This window comes from Mycetocola sp. 2940 (genome assembly GCF_040548835.1).
Lineage (GTDB): Bacteria > Actinomycetota > Actinomycetes > Actinomycetales > Microbacteriaceae > Mycetocola_A.
In genome coordinates this window covers 1-13,969 of record NZ_JBEPSK010000016.1, presented here as the reverse complement: position 1 = coordinate 13,969, position 13,969 = coordinate 1, and the positions used below count along the sequence as shown (strand labels likewise).

Sequence of the window (13,969 nt, the reverse complement as noted above, 5' to 3'; positions counted from 1 at the left end):
TGCCCAGCCGTCAGGGCCATGAACGACGCACCGGATCGGTCCTGGCGGGGTCAGGCTATCGGTCAGGAGCGATCGGTTCGACGGCTCTGCATGCCGTGCTGAGTCGGCGGACCAGCGAAGACGATCGCCATGGCCGCAACCATCGATGCGATTCCCGCAAGAAGACTCATGGTCGGCCACCACCCCGGTGCGTCGTAAGCTTCGGTCCCGTAGAAGCATTTCGCCCCCAACGGCCACAGGGACGGCTCACTATCGCTGGTTTCACTGTCGGGTCCGTGATCAGTGCACAAACCCTGGTTCTTCGCTGTCCGACGCGATTCGGTGTGGATCGCTGTGGTTCGCAGGGCGATTTCAAAAAGGCCCAAAAAGGCCCCAGGGCCTTTTGGAGGCTTCTTCGAACGAAAAACCCCTGGGGACTATGCGTTCAACCTGGGTTTCGGTGGATCTGAGGGGATTCGAACCCCTGACCCCCAACAGACGTTGATGTGCGGGTCTGCGCCGTCTTTCTTTGTAGATTCCAGCAATCATATGGTCGGAACGACCATCGCGTGGCTTCGGAACATCAATTTGGGTGTCGATGCTTGGCTCTGTGGGTTGATCAAAAAGGACCCAAAAAGGCCACAACACATACAGGCGTCTCGGTTGACGCGCTGGCCAGCAGCGGACTCGGCGTCTTCAGCGTGATGGTCTGGGTCTTGTCATCGACCGCCTCGATGGACGAGGTGAGACCCGCGAGGATCGAGCCGTTACCTGGTGTCCCGAGAAGACAGTGTTTATGCCCTGCGGATTTGGCCCTGTCATGGAGGAGCACCTTGTGCAGAGCGGCTTCTCCGACGCCGGGCACTGACAGGACGCGCGCGCTCTCGTCTCGCGGCGGTCTACCCCTCGACTTCTCCTGAGGCGGGCTCGCGCGTGGAGGTCGCCACTGCACGGTATTCAGCAATACTCGTAGCCATCGACCAGATCACCAGGGCCAGGATGCCAGGCAGAAAGCCATACCCGAACGCGCTGTCTTCACCGAGGCCTACAACGGCCGTAAAAAAGGTGAGGAGGAAAGCAACCGCACCGACCAGTGCCACCACTCCGGTCCAACGGGAGAAGGAACCACTCAGCAGCGTCGACAGTCCGACGGCGCCTAGGAAGGCCGCAAAGCCCATCGCGGCAACCAGGTACGGGCCGGCGGACGCGGTTGCCACCGCTCTAATGGCGACTGGATCCGCGTCGGCACCCGCGCTGGTCGCCGATGCGACGTTAACGAGGGCCATCCCGATGCCCGCGATGCCAACGAGAGCCCCGCCGAACGCCGCGTAACCCAGCGTCCCGGACCCGCGAACCGTGGGCTCCGCGCTCCCCAGTGTGCCTCGAATGGTCGCCGCGAAGAACAGGAACGCGACTCCTCCAAGAAGGATGAGCGACGCACCGATGCCGCTCCTGGGCCCAACCTCGCCCGCCCAGGTCGTCCAGTCCTCGTCGGTGGCCATATAGTCCGGCGTGTTGCCACCGCTCAGGAACCAACCGAGGAGGAGGAGTACCGCGAACGCGAAGCCGGACAGAGCGAGCAACTGTCGCCACCGTCTGGGGAGAGCATCGGTCGACCGGGCCGACGGGTCGCCTGAACCCGGTGTGGGTACCAGAGTCATGGCTCGCGGGTAAGTATCGGACTATCGCGCCTGAACCCGCGAATAGCGCAGTAGAACCCGACGAACAGCTCCCAGATGGCCTCCGGGACTACAAGGATGAACGCCGCGCCGCCTGCGTCCCACAAGTCGAAGAGCACGCCAAGCTGCCCAATCAGGAGGAGCGGCCCTCCGATGAGACCGAACCAGGCCATGCGTCGCGGGACGAGGCCAGAGCGGTACATGATGTAGCCGAGTATCAGGCCATTGCCGATGGGGACGATAAGTCCTGGGCCGAATAGGAAGGACAAGTCCTTCAACGCTGCCAACGAGACAGCGACGTCGGCTGCCTCGGGAGCCTCCTGGCGCAGGGCGACGATCGCGAGCACGAACATGATCCCAGCTGCAATGAAAACGCTCTCCATGATTCGAGCGGCGACGAAACTGATCGCGAGCGTCTCGTAGCGACGCCTTGCGATCGGGTAGAGCACAACGGCTGTGCCGACGTTCGAAATGATCAGCAGCAACTCCAGGAATGCGGCCAGGTAGATCTGCGTGTCATTACCGCCACCCGCGATGTAACCAGCAGGGTCTTCGAGAACCCGCCCAAACAAAAGCGCCGCAGGAATCGAGGTGAGGAACGTGATGATGAACAGCACTCCGAAGATCCGCGCAGTCCTCTGGTCGTCAGCCACCCCGCCTCCCCTGCAATCCCGGTCAGCAGAGTCTAAGGAAACGTTCGCCCACACGCAACGGAGAAGGAAGCGACGTTCAGTGGTCGAGACTGTCTTCCAGCTCTGGTCTCGAGAGTCTGGGCATAACTTCTACGAGTACACCGGGATCTTGACGTTGGTGTTTGGCGTGGTAGCCATGGTCTTCACCTACCGGTTCGTGCGGCGTTCTTGCGCTACGCCGTTGGCGACCTCAATATCCGAGCTCGTCGACGGTGAGATAGTCCCCGAGGCCCTCGATGAAGCGTGCGGGCGTATCCGGCGTCGGAACGGGTGCGCTCATACTCCCTATGAGTGCGGCACACACCCTGGTTCATCGCTGTCTGACATACTCCGTTGTCGACCGCTGTGGATCGCGGACCCCAAAAAGACCCCAAAAAGGCCCTTTTTCACGAGAAAAACCCCTGAGAACTCTACGTTCATCAGGGGTTTTGGTGGATCTGAGGGGATTCGAACCCCTGACCCCCTGCATGCCATGCAGGTGCGCTACCAGCTGCGCCACAGACCCATTCGGTTGCTCTGATCTCTCGGAGCAACCTGATTAGATTACTACAAAACTCGCGCGGTCACGAATCGAGGCGACGACCGGCGAGCCGGGGCCCTATTCCGTCGCAGCAGCAGCGGCGACGGAGATCGGAACGACCGGGCAGTCCTTCCAGAGGCGCTCGAGCGAGTAGTACAGGCGCTCTTCCTCATGGAAAACGTGGACGACGAGGTCGCCGAAGTCCAGGAGGATCCAGCGTCCTTCCGAGCGCCCTTCGCGACGCAGCGTCTTGTGTCCTGCTTCGATGAGCTTGTCTTCGATCTCACCGGCAACGGCGACGACGTTACGCTCGCTGCGACCAGTGGCGATGAGGAAGACGTCGACGAACGGAAGGGGTCCGGAGACGTCGAGCGCGACCAGGTCACTGGCACCCTTGTCGAGCGCTGCGGCGGCAGCGATCTCGAGCTGCTCGATGGTGGATTCTCGTGCTGTCACGTGATGGTTTACCTTTCGGGTGGTTATCGCGACTGGAATGCGCCGGCCGCGATACCGACGATGATGACCGACAACACTGCAACGGCGAGGACGCCGGCGGTGATGGCCAGGATGAGGAGCAGCCTGTTGCTGCGGGCGGGCGCCGGCGGTGTGATGACATCGCGGGTTGCCGTGTGGGTGCTGACCGCCTTGCTCGCCGAAACCGGCGTTCCGGCAGTAGCGGGTCGGGTTTCGTCTTCCGCGTCGAACATCGCGTCGATGTCGGAGCGATCGAAGTGGTCGGGGTTCGCACCGGTGGAGCCGGAGGGAAGGTCGATGGATCCCGTGATCACGACGTTTCCGTTCGCGGACAGCGGCCCGGTGAGCGGGTGCGAATTCGGCATCGACGGCAGGATGATCGAACTCGTGTTGACACCGTTGCCGGCTTCCTCGAGTCCGCGCGCAATGATCTGGTCGAACGGCTGGGCGACCGTTGCAGCGCTGGCGCCCTCGTCCTCCGCGAGCACAGCCTGGCCGAAGCTGCTGGAGAGCTTCGGTGTCGCGTCGCCCTTGCCGGCCACCTGAGCGGTGACGGCTGGGCCGAAGGCCGACTCGGACGGCAGGGAGGGCAGCACAACCGGAGCGCTGCTCGACGGGGCCTCGTCCTCGACGTCGGCCGGAACGAGTTCGGCGTCGACGACGTCAGGCTCGGCGACCGTGGCGGGAGCCGATGACGGAACGAAGGACGGCAGTTTGCTCGAAGGCGTTTGTCCCCGCTTGGGGTTCTTCTTCGACACCTGCTTCGCCGGCGTTCCTTTCTTGCCCTTGCCGCCGACGGACGCTTCAGCCCCATCGCGAGGTGCGTCGGGAACGGACGCGGCGGCATCCGCAGTCTCCGGTTCCTCGAGCGCGGGCGTAACCACACTGAGCGATGCGGTGCGCACTCGCTCGAGATCTCTCGCCTGGCGGCGGGTGAGCGGAAGACCTGCGGCCTCCGCTTCTTCCAACTCGGCCACCTCGTCGGTGGACAGTTCGGGTTCCCCCGGTGCGGGATTGCCGTCGAAGATCTCGCCGCCGGTGACGGCGGACGTGGTCGACGCCCGGCGTGAGGGCGTCTCGATAGGGGTACTGCTGGTCTCGGTCGTTCGCTGCTGCTCTCGCAGCTGGCGACGAGAGAGCGGTTGCTCGTCGGGCAGCGGGGTCATGCATTACTCCGATATAGGTGGTGTTTGGTGATGTACTGAACGACACCGTCGGGAACCAAATACCAGACCGGGAATCCCCGGCTCACCCGGCTCCGACAGTCAGTGGAAGAAATCGCCAGGGCCGGAACTTCCAACAAGCTTACGTCCTGCTGCGGCAATCCCGAAATATTGAGCGGGTGTCCCGGGCGACTCACAGCCACGAAGTGGGCCAGCGACCAGAGCTCGTCTGCGTCCTTCCAGCTCAGAATCTGCTGGATGGCGTCGGCTCCCGAGATGAAGAAGAGTTCCGCGTCCGGCCGCGACGCGTGCAGGTCGCGCAGCGTATCGATCGTGTACGTCGTGCCTTCCCGATCGACATCGACCCGGCTCACGGTGAATCGCGGGTTGGATGCCGTCGCGACCACGGTCATCAGGTACCGATGTTCTGCCGGGGTTACCACGTTCTTGTGCCAGGGCCGACCCGTCGGCACGAAGATGACCTCGTCCAGGTCGAACGACTGGGCGACTTCGCTGGCTGCCACAAGGTGGCCGTTGTGGATGGGGTCAAAGGTGCCGCCCATCACTCCGACCCGAGGTGGGCGTGGCAGATCTGCCATTACTGGCTAGTGACCGGTTCCCTGGCTTGACCCGGTGCGTTCCCGGGCCGCGACCCGACCGCCGTGGCGGTTGGAGACATCGCGGTAGCTGAAGGTCGCGACAGCAAGGAACACGAAGACGATGAGCGCCACGACACCGTACATGAAGGCCGGCATCGGCAGTTCCGTGTGATGCACTGCTTCAGCGATCAGGGTTGTCGCAATCGACATCTGTACTCCATTCGATTCTCTGCGCGCGTCGGCGCGGAAACCAGTCTACCGACTAACCGCGCACTTGCCCGGTACCCCGGACCGTCCACTTTGTGCTGGTCAGCTCGGTAACTCCCATCGGACCCCTCGCGTGCAGCTTTTGCGTGGAGATGCCGACCTCAGCGCCGAAACCGAACTCGCCGCCGTCGGTGAACCGGGTCGACGCGTTCACCATCACGACTGCGGAATCGACCTCGGCGAGGAATCGCTCCGCCGCCGCGACGTCCTCGGTCAGGATGGATTCGGTATGCCCTGTTGAATACCGGCGGATGTGGTCGAGTGCGTCATCGAGGTCGTCGACGACGCGCACCGAGATGTCGAGGCTCATGTGTTCGGTTGCCCAGTCCTCGTCGGTGGCCGGCACGGAGCCGGGGAACAGCGCCGCGACGGCCTCATCGGCGTGGATGGTGACTCCGGATGCCGCCAGCCGGTCGAGCACGGACGGCAGGAGCCGCTCTGCCGCTGCCCGGTGTACAAGCACCGTCTCGACGGCGTTGCACACGCTCGGCCGCTGCACTTTGGCGTTGTGGACGATCTCGGTCGCCCAGTCGAGACGCGCGGTCTCGTCGAGGTAGATATGTACGACACCCGCCCCGGTCTCGATGACCGGCACGCGCGATTCGGTGACGACCGCCTGGATCAGTGAAGCACTCCCCCGCGGGACGAGCACGTCGACGAGTCCACGCGCCTGCATGAGCTGCGTGGCACCGTCGCGACCGAAGTCATCGACCGTCTGCACCGCGTCGGCCGGCAGGCCTGCTGAGGTGAGGGCATCCCGGATCACGGACACGAGTTCCCGGTTCGTGTTCTCGGCTGCCGTTCCACCCCGCAGGACGACAGCGTTTCCGCTTTTCAGTGCGAGGGCGGCGATGTCGATGGTGACGTTCGGGCGAGCTTCGTAGATCGCGCCGACGACGCCGAATGGCACCCGCACCTGGTCGATCTTCACGCCGTTGGGCAGGCGGGATCCGCGGAGGGTCTGACCGACCGGGTCGGTCAGGGCCGCGATCTCACGCACGGCGGAGGCGAGGGCCAGGACGCGGCTTTCGTCGAGACGAAGGCGGTCGAGCAGTCCGGCGGCGAGTTTGGCTCGGTCCCCGTTCTGCAGGTCGACTGCGTTCGCGGCGAGGATGCGGCCGGTCCCCTCGACGACGCCGACGGCCAGGGCTTCGAGTGCGCGGTTCTTGACGTCGCCGTTCGCCGTGGCCAGGGCGCGGGAGGCTACTCGCGCTCGCCTCAACCGGTCGTGCACGCCGTTCACCAGTCCGGCGTCGACGGGTGCAGCCTCAGTTGTTGTGGTCATACTGCGATTTTAGCCGGAACGGCGGGCGCTGCCCGACCTTACCGCCGAGGGGTCGGTTCGAACCACGTACCCACGTCGTCGCCGTTCAGCGCCTGCGCCACCTGCGCGGTGGAGGTGATGAGCACACCAGCGCCGGCATCGGCCGCGAGTCGCGCCGCGGAGACCTTCGTCGACGCTCCCCCGGTTCCGACACCAGCTGCGCCGATGTCGCCGAACGTGACACCGCCGAGGGAATCGCCCACGGCAACCGTGCCGATCGGTTCGGCCCCCGGTTCAGACGGCGGCCTCGTGTAGAGGGCGTCGACATCGCTGAGCAGCACGAGTGCGTCGGCCGTGACGAGGATCGAGACGAGGGCGGCGAGCCGATCGTTGTCGCCGAACCGGATCTCATGGGTCGCCACGGTGTCGTTCTCGTTCACGATGGGCAGGATGCGCAGGGCAAGCAGGCGTTCCATCGCGCGTTGGGCGTTGCTCCGGTGAGAGTCGATCTCGAGGTCACCGGCAGTCAGCAGAACCTGCCCCGCGACGATGTCGTAGCGGTCGAGGCTGTCCTGGTAGCGGTAGATAAGCACGTTCTGGCCGACCGCCGCGGCGGCCTGCTGGGTTGCCAGGTCGGTGGGCCGCGACGTCAACTGGAGAAACGGCATCCCGATCGCGATCGCACCCGACGACACGAGGATGATCTCGGTGCCCCGGCCGTGCGCCTCCGCGAGGGCGTCGACAAGGTGGGCGATCTGACCCGCGTTCTTGCCGCTGATCGACGACGAACCCACCTTGACGACGACACGGCGTGCTGAACGGATGCCGTCGCGGCCGGTTAACGCCATGTCCTACTTGTCCTCGTCAGCACCGGACGCGGCTGTCGCCCGCGCCGCGGCGGCGGCGTCCGCTGCAGCCTGCTCGTCGGCCTCATACTGTTCGGTCCACATGCCGGACGCCTTCTCCCGGAGAAGTTCCGCCCGGGCGGCGCTCTTCGCATCCATGCGCTCGAAGTACTCCTCGCGGCGCTGGTTGCGCGTGGGCCGGTTGTTCGCGTCAAGTCGCGCGTCGAGCCCGCGGGGTGTGGTGATCATCTCGGCCGAGGAGGTCAGGGTCGGCTCCCAGTCGAAGATGACGCCGTCGCCCTTGCCGATGATGACCGTGGAGCCGCCGACGGCGCCGGCCTTGAACAGGCCGTCTTCGACACCGAGTTTCGCGAGCCGGTCGGCGAGGAAGCCGACTGCTTCGTCGTTGGTGAAGTCGGTCTGCTGCACCCAGCGTTCAGGTTTGGCTCCAAGCACCCGGTAGATGTCGCCGTAGCTCCCGCCCTCGACGACCACGGAGAACTTGGACTCATCGACGGGCCGCGGGCGGATGACGATACGCGGCTTCTCGGCGGCTTCGACCCGGCGCGCCTCACGCTCGGTGGCGACGAGGTCGCCGAGGGCGTAGGAGAGCTGACGGAGCCCTTCGTGGCTGACGGTGGAAATCTCGAACACACGGTAGCCGCGGGCTTCGAGGTCGGGCTTGACCATGTCGGCCAGGTCGCGGCCCTCAGGCACGTCGATCTTGTTCAGCGCGATGAACTGCGGGCGCTCGAGCAGCGGCAGCTGGCCTTCGGGAACCGGATAGGCACCGAGCTCCCCGAGGATGATGTCGAGGTCGCTGATCGGGTCGCGGCCGGGTTCGAGCGTGGCACAGTCGAGCACGTGGACAAGCGCCGAGCACCGCTCGACGTGGCGCAGGAACTCAAGACCAAGCCCCTTGCCTTCGCTGGCGCCCTCGATCAAGCCGGGAACGTCGGCGACGGTGTACCGGTTGTCACCGGCCTGCACGACGCCGAGGTTGGGGTGCAGGGTGGTGAAGGGGTAGTCGGCGATCTTCGGTTTCGCCGCGGACATCGCCGCGATGAGGCTCGACTTGCCCGCAGACGGGTAACCGACGAGAGCGACGTCGGCGACGACCTTGAGCTCGAGGGTGACGGAACCTTCCCAGCCGAGCGTGCCGAGCAGGGCAAAGCCGGGTGCCTTGCGCTTCGTCGTCGACAGGGCCGCGTTGCCCAGTCCGCCCTGACCGGCCTGCGCCACGACGTAGCGCATTCCTGGCTCGTCGAAGTCGATGAGTTCGTTGCCGTCGGCATCCTTGACCACGGTACCCACGGGCACCGGAAGCTCGAGTTCTTCGCCCAGCGTTCCGCTGCGGTGATCACCCATACCGGGGCCACCGTTCTGGGAGCTGCGGTGCGGCGAACGGTGATAGGCCAGGAGAGTCGTCACCTGTGGGTCGGAGACGAGGACGATGTCGCCGCCGTTCCCGCCGTTTCCGCCGTCAGGGCCGGCGAGCGGCTTGAACTTCTCCCGACGCACAGACACGCATCCGTTACCGCCGTTTCCAGCACGCAGGTGCAGTGTCACCTGATCAACGAATGTGGCCACGAGAGCCCTCCAAAAAACCTAGTACTTCGAAAATAGCGCTGTATCTGAACAACGCAGTGTCTGAAACAACTCAGGGGCGAGCCGAAGCTCGCCCCTGAGATGAAACCAACGGATGCCTATTCGGCTGCTGCCGTCACAATGTTGATGACCTTACGGCCGCCCTTGGCGCCGAACTCGACCGAACCGGCCGCGAGGGCGAAGAGGGTGTCGTCGCCGCCACGTCCGACGTTAACGCCGGGGTGGAAGTGGGTGCCGCGCTGGCGGACGATGATCTCGCCCGCAGAGACGACCTGACCACCGAAGCGCTTCACGCCGAGGCGCTGTGCGTTCGAGTCGCGACCGTTGCGAGTGGAACTCGCGCCCTTTTTGTGTGCCATGTCTGTTCTCCCTCAGGCTTTACTTGATGCCGGTGATCTTGACGCGCGTGAGCTCCTGACGGTGCCCCTGACGCTTCTTGTAACCGGTCTTGTTCTTGAACTTCTGGATGTGGATCTTGGGGCCGCGGAGGTTCTCGAGGAACTCAGCGGTGACCTTGACCTTGGCAAGCTTCTCGGCGTCGGTGGTGATGTTGTCACCATCGACCAGCAGAACGGCAGCCAGTTCGACTTTGCCGTCCTTGATGTTCTTGACCCGGTCCATCGTCACGATGGTTCCGACCTCTACCTTTTCCTGCCGGCCACCGGCGCGCACTACTGCGTAAACCACTTCTCGTACCTACTTCTCTGTGGAGCTGCACGCTCGCGAGCTCAATCTGTCAAAGGAAAATTCACTGTGCGGTAGACCCCAGCGGGAAGGGAGGTCAAGCTGACAGAAAACCATGGGCAAACGGGTGATAAGCCAACGTGCGCCAACAGGAAACTTTACTTCATCGCACCCAATCCCACAAATGCAACGGATGCCGTGTCGCGACTTCCTACAATTCTCCCATGGCCATCCTCATCGATCCTCCACGCTGGCCTGCCCACGACACGCTCTGGAGCCACCTGGTCAGTGACGATTCGCTCGATGAGTTGCACGCGTTCGCCGACGCGAACAACGTTCCGCGGCGCGGCTTCGACCTTGACCACTACGACGTTCCCGCCGCACGGCACGATGATCTCGTGCAGGCGGGCGCCGTGCCCGTGGACGGGCATGAGCTGGTTCGCCGGCTGATCGGGAGCGGGCTCCGGATCACCGCACGCGAACGTGCGGAACGGCGGCTCTCCCCCGAGGGAGACAGCCGCCGCTCCTAACTGCGGTTCTCGTCGGCAGGGTTCCTACTCACCCGTGGTGTGAGCCGTGTCGGCGTCGTGCACGACCGGCGTCCCGGTGAGGGCGGCAGTGGTCACGCGCCGACGGCGGGCGCGTCCCTTGCCCGGCTGCTTGGGTTCCGGCAAGGCGTCGAGCACAGAACCAAGCAGGTCTTCGGCCGCGCGGGCGTTGACGCGCTGCGGCTGGCGGGCCGGTTCGATCGGGATGTCGAGGATCGCCAGTGCCGGGGCATCCGTCAGCTTCTCGGCGGTCTCATCCTGGGCCGGCGAAGTCGTCTCAGCGGCGCCCTGTGAGCGCTGCTGTGACTTGCGGCGGTCGTTCCGGCGTTCGTTCCGCGACTCGTTGCGGGTGTCGGTGCGCGGCTCGTTGCGGGTGTCCGTGCGCCGTTCGGGAGTCTCGACTGCCGGAGCCTCGACGGCGGCTTCCTCTTCGCTGTGGTGCCCGATGGTGGATGCTGCAATCTTCGCGAGGGCGTTCTTGGCGTCGTCGGTGATGGCGTGCGTGGGCACCTTCGGCGCGCTGCTCACAGTGGATCCGTTGCCGTTCCCGTTGCCCGACGAGCTCCGCGCGTCGCCGCCTGAACCCTTGCCGCGACGCTTGGTCTCGGGCTGGGGGCTCTGGCGGTGCTTGACGATGGGGTCGTGGTGGATGACCACGCCGCGGCCGGCGCAGACCTCGCACGGCTCGCTGAAGGACTCGAGCAGCCCAAGGCCGAGCTTCTTTCTCGTCATCTGCACGAGACCGAGCGAGGTGACCTCGGCGACCTGGTGCTTGGTGCGGTCACGGCTGAGGCACTCGATGAGCCGGCGCAGCACGAGGTCGCGGTTCGACTCGAGCACCATGTCGATGAAGTCGACGACGATGATCCCGCCGATGTCGCGCAGGCGGAGCTGGCGGACGATCTCTTCCGCCGACTCGAGGTTGTTCTTCGTGACGGTCTCTTCGAGGTTTCCGCCGGAACCGACGAACTTGCCCGTGTTGACGTCAACGACGGTCATCGCCTCGGTACGGTCGATGACGAGCGAGCCACCAGAGGGGAGCCAGACCTTGCGGTCGAGCGCCTTCTCGATCTGCTCGGTGATCCGGTACTCGTCGAAGGCATCCTTCGTTCCTTCGTAGCGCTCGACGCGCTCGAGCAGGTCAGGAGCGACACCGCGGAGGTAGCTCTCGATGACTTCCTGCGCCTCGTCGCCGGCGATGAGCATCTTCTGGAAGTCTTCGTTGAAGACGTCCCGGACGATCTTGATCAGCAGGTCGGGTTCGCTGTGGAGCAGGGCGGGTGCCTGGACGGTCTCCATCTGCCTGCTGATCTCGGCCCACTGGCTGATCAGCCGGTTCACGTCGAGCGTGAGCTGCTCTTCGGTCGCGCCTTCGGCGGCGGTGCGCACGATGACGCCGACGTTGTCAGGGAGGACATCCTTGAGGATCTTCTTGAGCCGGGCGCGCTCGGTGTCGGGCAGCTTGCGCGAGATGCCGCTCATCGAGCCGTTGGGCACGTAGACGAGGTAGCGGCCGGGCAGTGAGACCTGGCTGGTGAGGCGTGCGCCCTTATGGCCGATCGGGTCCTTGGTGACCTGCACGAGCACGCGGTCGCCGGGTTTCAGAGCGAGTTCGATGCGACGCGGCTGGTTGCCGGTTTCGACGCCGTCCCAGTCGACCTCACCGGAGTACAGCACGGCGTTGCGGCCGCGTCCGATGTCGACGAAGGCGGCTTCCATGCTCGGGAGCACGTTCTGAACGCGACCGAGGTACACGTTGCCGATGAGCGACGCTTCCTGGTTGCGCGCAACGTAGTGCTCGACGAGCACACCGTCCTCGAGCACGCCGATCTGGATGCGGCCGTTTTTGGAGCGCACGACCATCTTGCGGTCGACCGACTCACGGCGGGCGAGGAACTCAGCCTCGGTGACGACGGGCCGGCGGCGACCGGCATCCCGGCCGTCACGGCGGCGCTGCTTCTTGGCTTCCAGACGGGTGGAGCCCTTGATCCGCTGCGGTTCGGTGATCAGCTCAGCTTCGCGCGGTTCACGGACCTCGCGCGGCTGGCGCACCTTGACGACGGTGTTGGCAGGGTCGTTCGAAGTGGAACGGCGGTCGTCGTTCGAGCGACGACGCGCTCGGCGACGCACGGTCGACGGCTCGTCGTCTTCGTCGTCGTCTTCGTCATCCTCATCGTCGATGCGTGAACGCGCCGGAAGCGGCTTGACGTCAGGAGCCTGGAAGAACAGAGCGGTCGTCGGCGGGCCGGTGAAAACCGGTGCGGACGGCGCCTCTTCTGCGACAGGGCTGTCGGCCGGCTCGGCGACCGAGGCAGCGACATCCGCTGCTGTGGGCGTCTCGACGGGCGCTTCGGCCGTCGGATCCGCCGCGGACGTGTGCGTCTCCGCCGCGTCCTGGCTCGTCTCGTCGGTTAGCTGGTCATTGGTGCTGTCTGAATTTTTATTCACCATTACTGGTGGACTCCTCATCCGGCGGGGCGACCGCGCCGCCCTTTCGGGAAATATCGAGCGGTGAGCCGCTTGCGCGTTCCCCCCGCAAATCCTGTATGTGAGTGACCGGCCCTCTGGCTCTAGCCCCACACCTTCTCTGTCGATCGTTGTGACCGACGAAACACTGTTTCCTTCGAACACCGGGTCTCGGCCGTTTCGTTACGACTGCCAACCCGATAAGCCTTCTGTTGCACGGGTCCAGGGCGCGGCCCTGTCCTCGTCTTGCCATTATCGCACGGACCGGGCCGTCGCCGTGCGCCGACCCGGCAGTTGTGGCATCCGCCATGCCATAATCCGGAGGGTGAGCTCCCACGAAAACCCGAGTCGCCCGGTCGGCTTCGCAGTTTTCCTGGTTGTCGCCGGTGTCGTGGGCTGGATCGCCGCGTTCGCGCTGACTCTTGAGAAGTTCGCCTCACTCGCGTCGCCGGGTGCTGCGTTGTCGTGCGACGTGAGCGTGCTCGTGCAGTGCAGCGCGAACCTCGACTCGCCGCAGGGTTCTGTCTTCGGGTTCCCGAACCCGATCCTGGGACTGACGGGCTGGGTCGCGCCGGTCGTCGTCGGCGTCGCGGTCCTCGCGGGAGCGCGGTTCGACCGCTGGTTCTGGCTGGCGTTCCAGCTCGGGGTGACGGCAGCATTCGCCTTCGTGGTGTGGCTCATCTCGCAGAGCATCTTCGTGCTCGGAACGCTCTGCCCGTGGTGCATCGTCACCTGGGCGGTCACCATCCCCGTCTTCTGGGTCGTCACCCTGGGGAACCTCGCCAGTGGCATCCTGCCCTCACCGCGCGGTGTGCGCCGGGTCGCTGTTGTGCTGTCGGGCTGGATCGTCGTGCTCACGCTCGCTTGCTACGTCGTGATCGCGGTGCTCGCCCAGTTGCGCCTGGATGTGCTCGGCAGCCTCTGAGCGGAGGCCTCAGCGTCACCGGAACGGATGCCACGACCCGGCAGTTGCGTTCCGGTGACGCAAACGCACGCTTTCAGGCGCCATAAGGGGCCTCAGCGTCACCGGAACGGATGCCACGGCCCGGCAGTTGCGTTCCAGTGACGCAAGAGCACGCTTACAGGCCGCGGGTTCTAACGGTTAGAGCAACACCTGATTATTGAAGGGTGTTGATCGAGATGAGTCCGAGGTTCTCGGAGCGGATGCTGGGCGATGTCGT

Annotated in this window: 14 protein-coding genes and 1 tRNA gene; 2 read left to right on the top strand and 13 right to left on the bottom strand. The window is 64.9% G+C overall.

The genetic code is table 11. The features are described from left to right. Nucleotides 1-878: 878 nt before the first annotated feature. From ABIE24_RS15480 to rplU, 12 genes are all read right to left on the bottom strand, one after another. Nucleotides 879-1,640, bottom strand: a complete 762-nt coding sequence (locus ABIE24_RS15480; RefSeq protein ID WP_354501253.1) for a hypothetical protein — start codon at nt 1,638-1,640, stop codon at nt 879-881. After that, entirely contained in the window at nt 1,637-2,311 is a 675-nt protein-coding gene (locus ABIE24_RS15475) for a DUF4386 domain-containing protein (RefSeq protein ID WP_354501251.1), read from the bottom strand. The genes ABIE24_RS15480 and ABIE24_RS15475 overlap by 4 nt, the downstream gene beginning before the upstream one ends. Before the next feature lie 468 nt (nt 2,312-2,779). Then, a tRNA-Ala gene (locus ABIE24_RS15470) sits at nt 2,780-2,855 on the bottom strand. A 93-nt stretch (nt 2,856-2,948) separates the two neighbouring features. Next, on the bottom strand, nt 2,949-3,326 hold the full coding sequence (gene rsfS, locus ABIE24_RS15465) for a ribosome silencing factor (protein ID WP_354501249.1): 378 nt from the start codon (nt 3,324-3,326) through the stop codon (nt 2,949-2,951). Nucleotides 3,327-3,349: 23 nt separating this feature from the next. Then, the gene (locus ABIE24_RS15460; RefSeq protein ID WP_354501247.1) at nt 3,350-4,510 is read right to left on the bottom strand and encodes a hypothetical protein; all 1,161 of its coding nucleotides are present in this window, start codon (nt 4,508-4,510) and stop codon (nt 3,350-3,352) included. After that, nucleotides 4,507-5,106 (bottom strand): nicotinate-nucleotide adenylyltransferase, encoded by a 600-nt coding sequence (nadD, locus tag ABIE24_RS15455; RefSeq protein ID WP_354501246.1) that lies wholly within the window; start codon nt 5,104-5,106, stop codon nt 4,507-4,509. Before nadD ends, ABIE24_RS15460 begins: the two co-directional genes overlap by 4 nt. A 6-nt stretch (nt 5,107-5,112) precedes the next feature. Next, nucleotides 5,113-5,316, bottom strand: a complete 204-nt coding sequence (locus ABIE24_RS15450) for a hypothetical protein (RefSeq protein ID WP_354501245.1) — start codon at nt 5,314-5,316, stop codon at nt 5,113-5,115. A gap of 52 nt (nt 5,317-5,368) precedes the next feature. Then, on the bottom strand, nt 5,369-6,658 hold the full coding sequence (locus tag ABIE24_RS15445) for a glutamate-5-semialdehyde dehydrogenase (RefSeq protein ID WP_354501244.1): 1,290 nt from the start codon (nt 6,656-6,658) through the stop codon (nt 5,369-5,371). A gap of 38 nt (nt 6,659-6,696) precedes the next feature. Continuing rightward, on the bottom strand, nt 6,697-7,485 hold the full coding sequence (gene proB / locus ABIE24_RS15440) for a glutamate 5-kinase (RefSeq protein ID WP_354501242.1): 789 nt from the start codon (nt 7,483-7,485) through the stop codon (nt 6,697-6,699). A 3-nt stretch (nt 7,486-7,488) separates the two neighbouring features. After that, nucleotides 7,489-9,072 (bottom strand): GTPase ObgE, encoded by a 1,584-nt coding sequence (gene obgE / locus ABIE24_RS15435; RefSeq protein ID WP_354501240.1) that lies wholly within the window; start codon nt 9,070-9,072, stop codon nt 7,489-7,491. A gap of 116 nt (nt 9,073-9,188) precedes the next feature. Further along, entirely contained in the window at nt 9,189-9,449 is a 261-nt protein-coding gene (gene rpmA, locus ABIE24_RS15430; RefSeq protein WP_354501238.1) for a 50S ribosomal protein L27, read from the bottom strand. Between the two features lie 19 nt (nt 9,450-9,468). Then, a complete protein-coding gene (gene rplU, locus ABIE24_RS15425) occupies nt 9,469-9,777 on the bottom strand; it encodes a 50S ribosomal protein L21 (RefSeq protein ID WP_354501236.1) in 309 nt (102 codons plus the stop codon). A 221-nt stretch (nt 9,778-9,998) separates the two neighbouring features. Here rplU and ABIE24_RS15420 point away from each other — a divergent pair, with 221 nt between their 5' ends. Continuing rightward, nucleotides 9,999-10,304 (top strand): DUF4031 domain-containing protein, encoded by a 306-nt coding sequence (locus ABIE24_RS15420; protein WP_354501234.1) that lies wholly within the window; start codon nt 9,999-10,001, stop codon nt 10,302-10,304. Nucleotides 10,305-10,328: 24 nt separating this feature from the next. Here ABIE24_RS15420 and ABIE24_RS15415 read toward each other — a convergent pair whose 3' ends face one another. Continuing rightward, nucleotides 10,329-12,863, bottom strand: a complete 2,535-nt coding sequence (locus tag ABIE24_RS15415) for an Rne/Rng family ribonuclease (protein WP_502916291.1) — start codon at nt 12,861-12,863, stop codon at nt 10,329-10,331. A gap of 250 nt (nt 12,864-13,113) precedes the next feature. Between ABIE24_RS15415 and ABIE24_RS15410 the strand changes: the two genes are divergently transcribed. Continuing rightward, complete coding sequence (locus tag ABIE24_RS15410; protein ID WP_354501230.1) at nt 13,114-13,713, top strand: vitamin K epoxide reductase family protein; 600 nt, start codon at nt 13,114-13,116, stop codon at nt 13,711-13,713. The last annotated feature ends 256 nt before the right edge of the window (nt 13,714-13,969 follow it).

Bases quoted from the DNA above. Each gene is read 5' to 3' on its own strand.
- ABIE24_RS15445 (WP_354501244.1), bottom strand. From the start codon at position 6,658: ATGACCACAACAACTGAGGCTGCACCCGTCGACGCCGGACTGGTGAAC.
- proB (WP_354501242.1), bottom strand. From the start codon at position 7,485: ATGGCGTTAACCGGCCGCGACGGCATCCGTTCAGCACGCCGTGTCGTC.
- nadD (WP_354501246.1), bottom strand. From the start codon at position 5,106: ATGGCAGATCTGCCACGCCCACCTCGGGTCGGAGTGATGGGCGGCACC.
- rpmA (WP_354501238.1), bottom strand. From the start codon at position 9,449: ATGGCACACAAAAAGGGCGCGAGTTCCACTCGCAACGGTCGCGACTCG.
- ABIE24_RS15480 (WP_354501253.1), bottom strand. From the start codon at position 1,640: ATGACTCTGGTACCCACACCGGGTTCAGGCGACCCGTCGGCCCGGTCG.
- ABIE24_RS15460 (WP_354501247.1), bottom strand. From the start codon at position 4,510: ATGACCCCGCTGCCCGACGAGCAACCGCTCTCTCGTCGCCAGCTGCGA.
- ABIE24_RS15450 (WP_354501245.1), bottom strand. From the start codon at position 5,316: ATGTCGATTGCGACAACCCTGATCGCTGAAGCAGTGCATCACACGGAA.
- ABIE24_RS15420 (WP_354501234.1), top strand. From the start codon at position 9,999: ATGGCCATCCTCATCGATCCTCCACGCTGGCCTGCCCACGACACGCTC.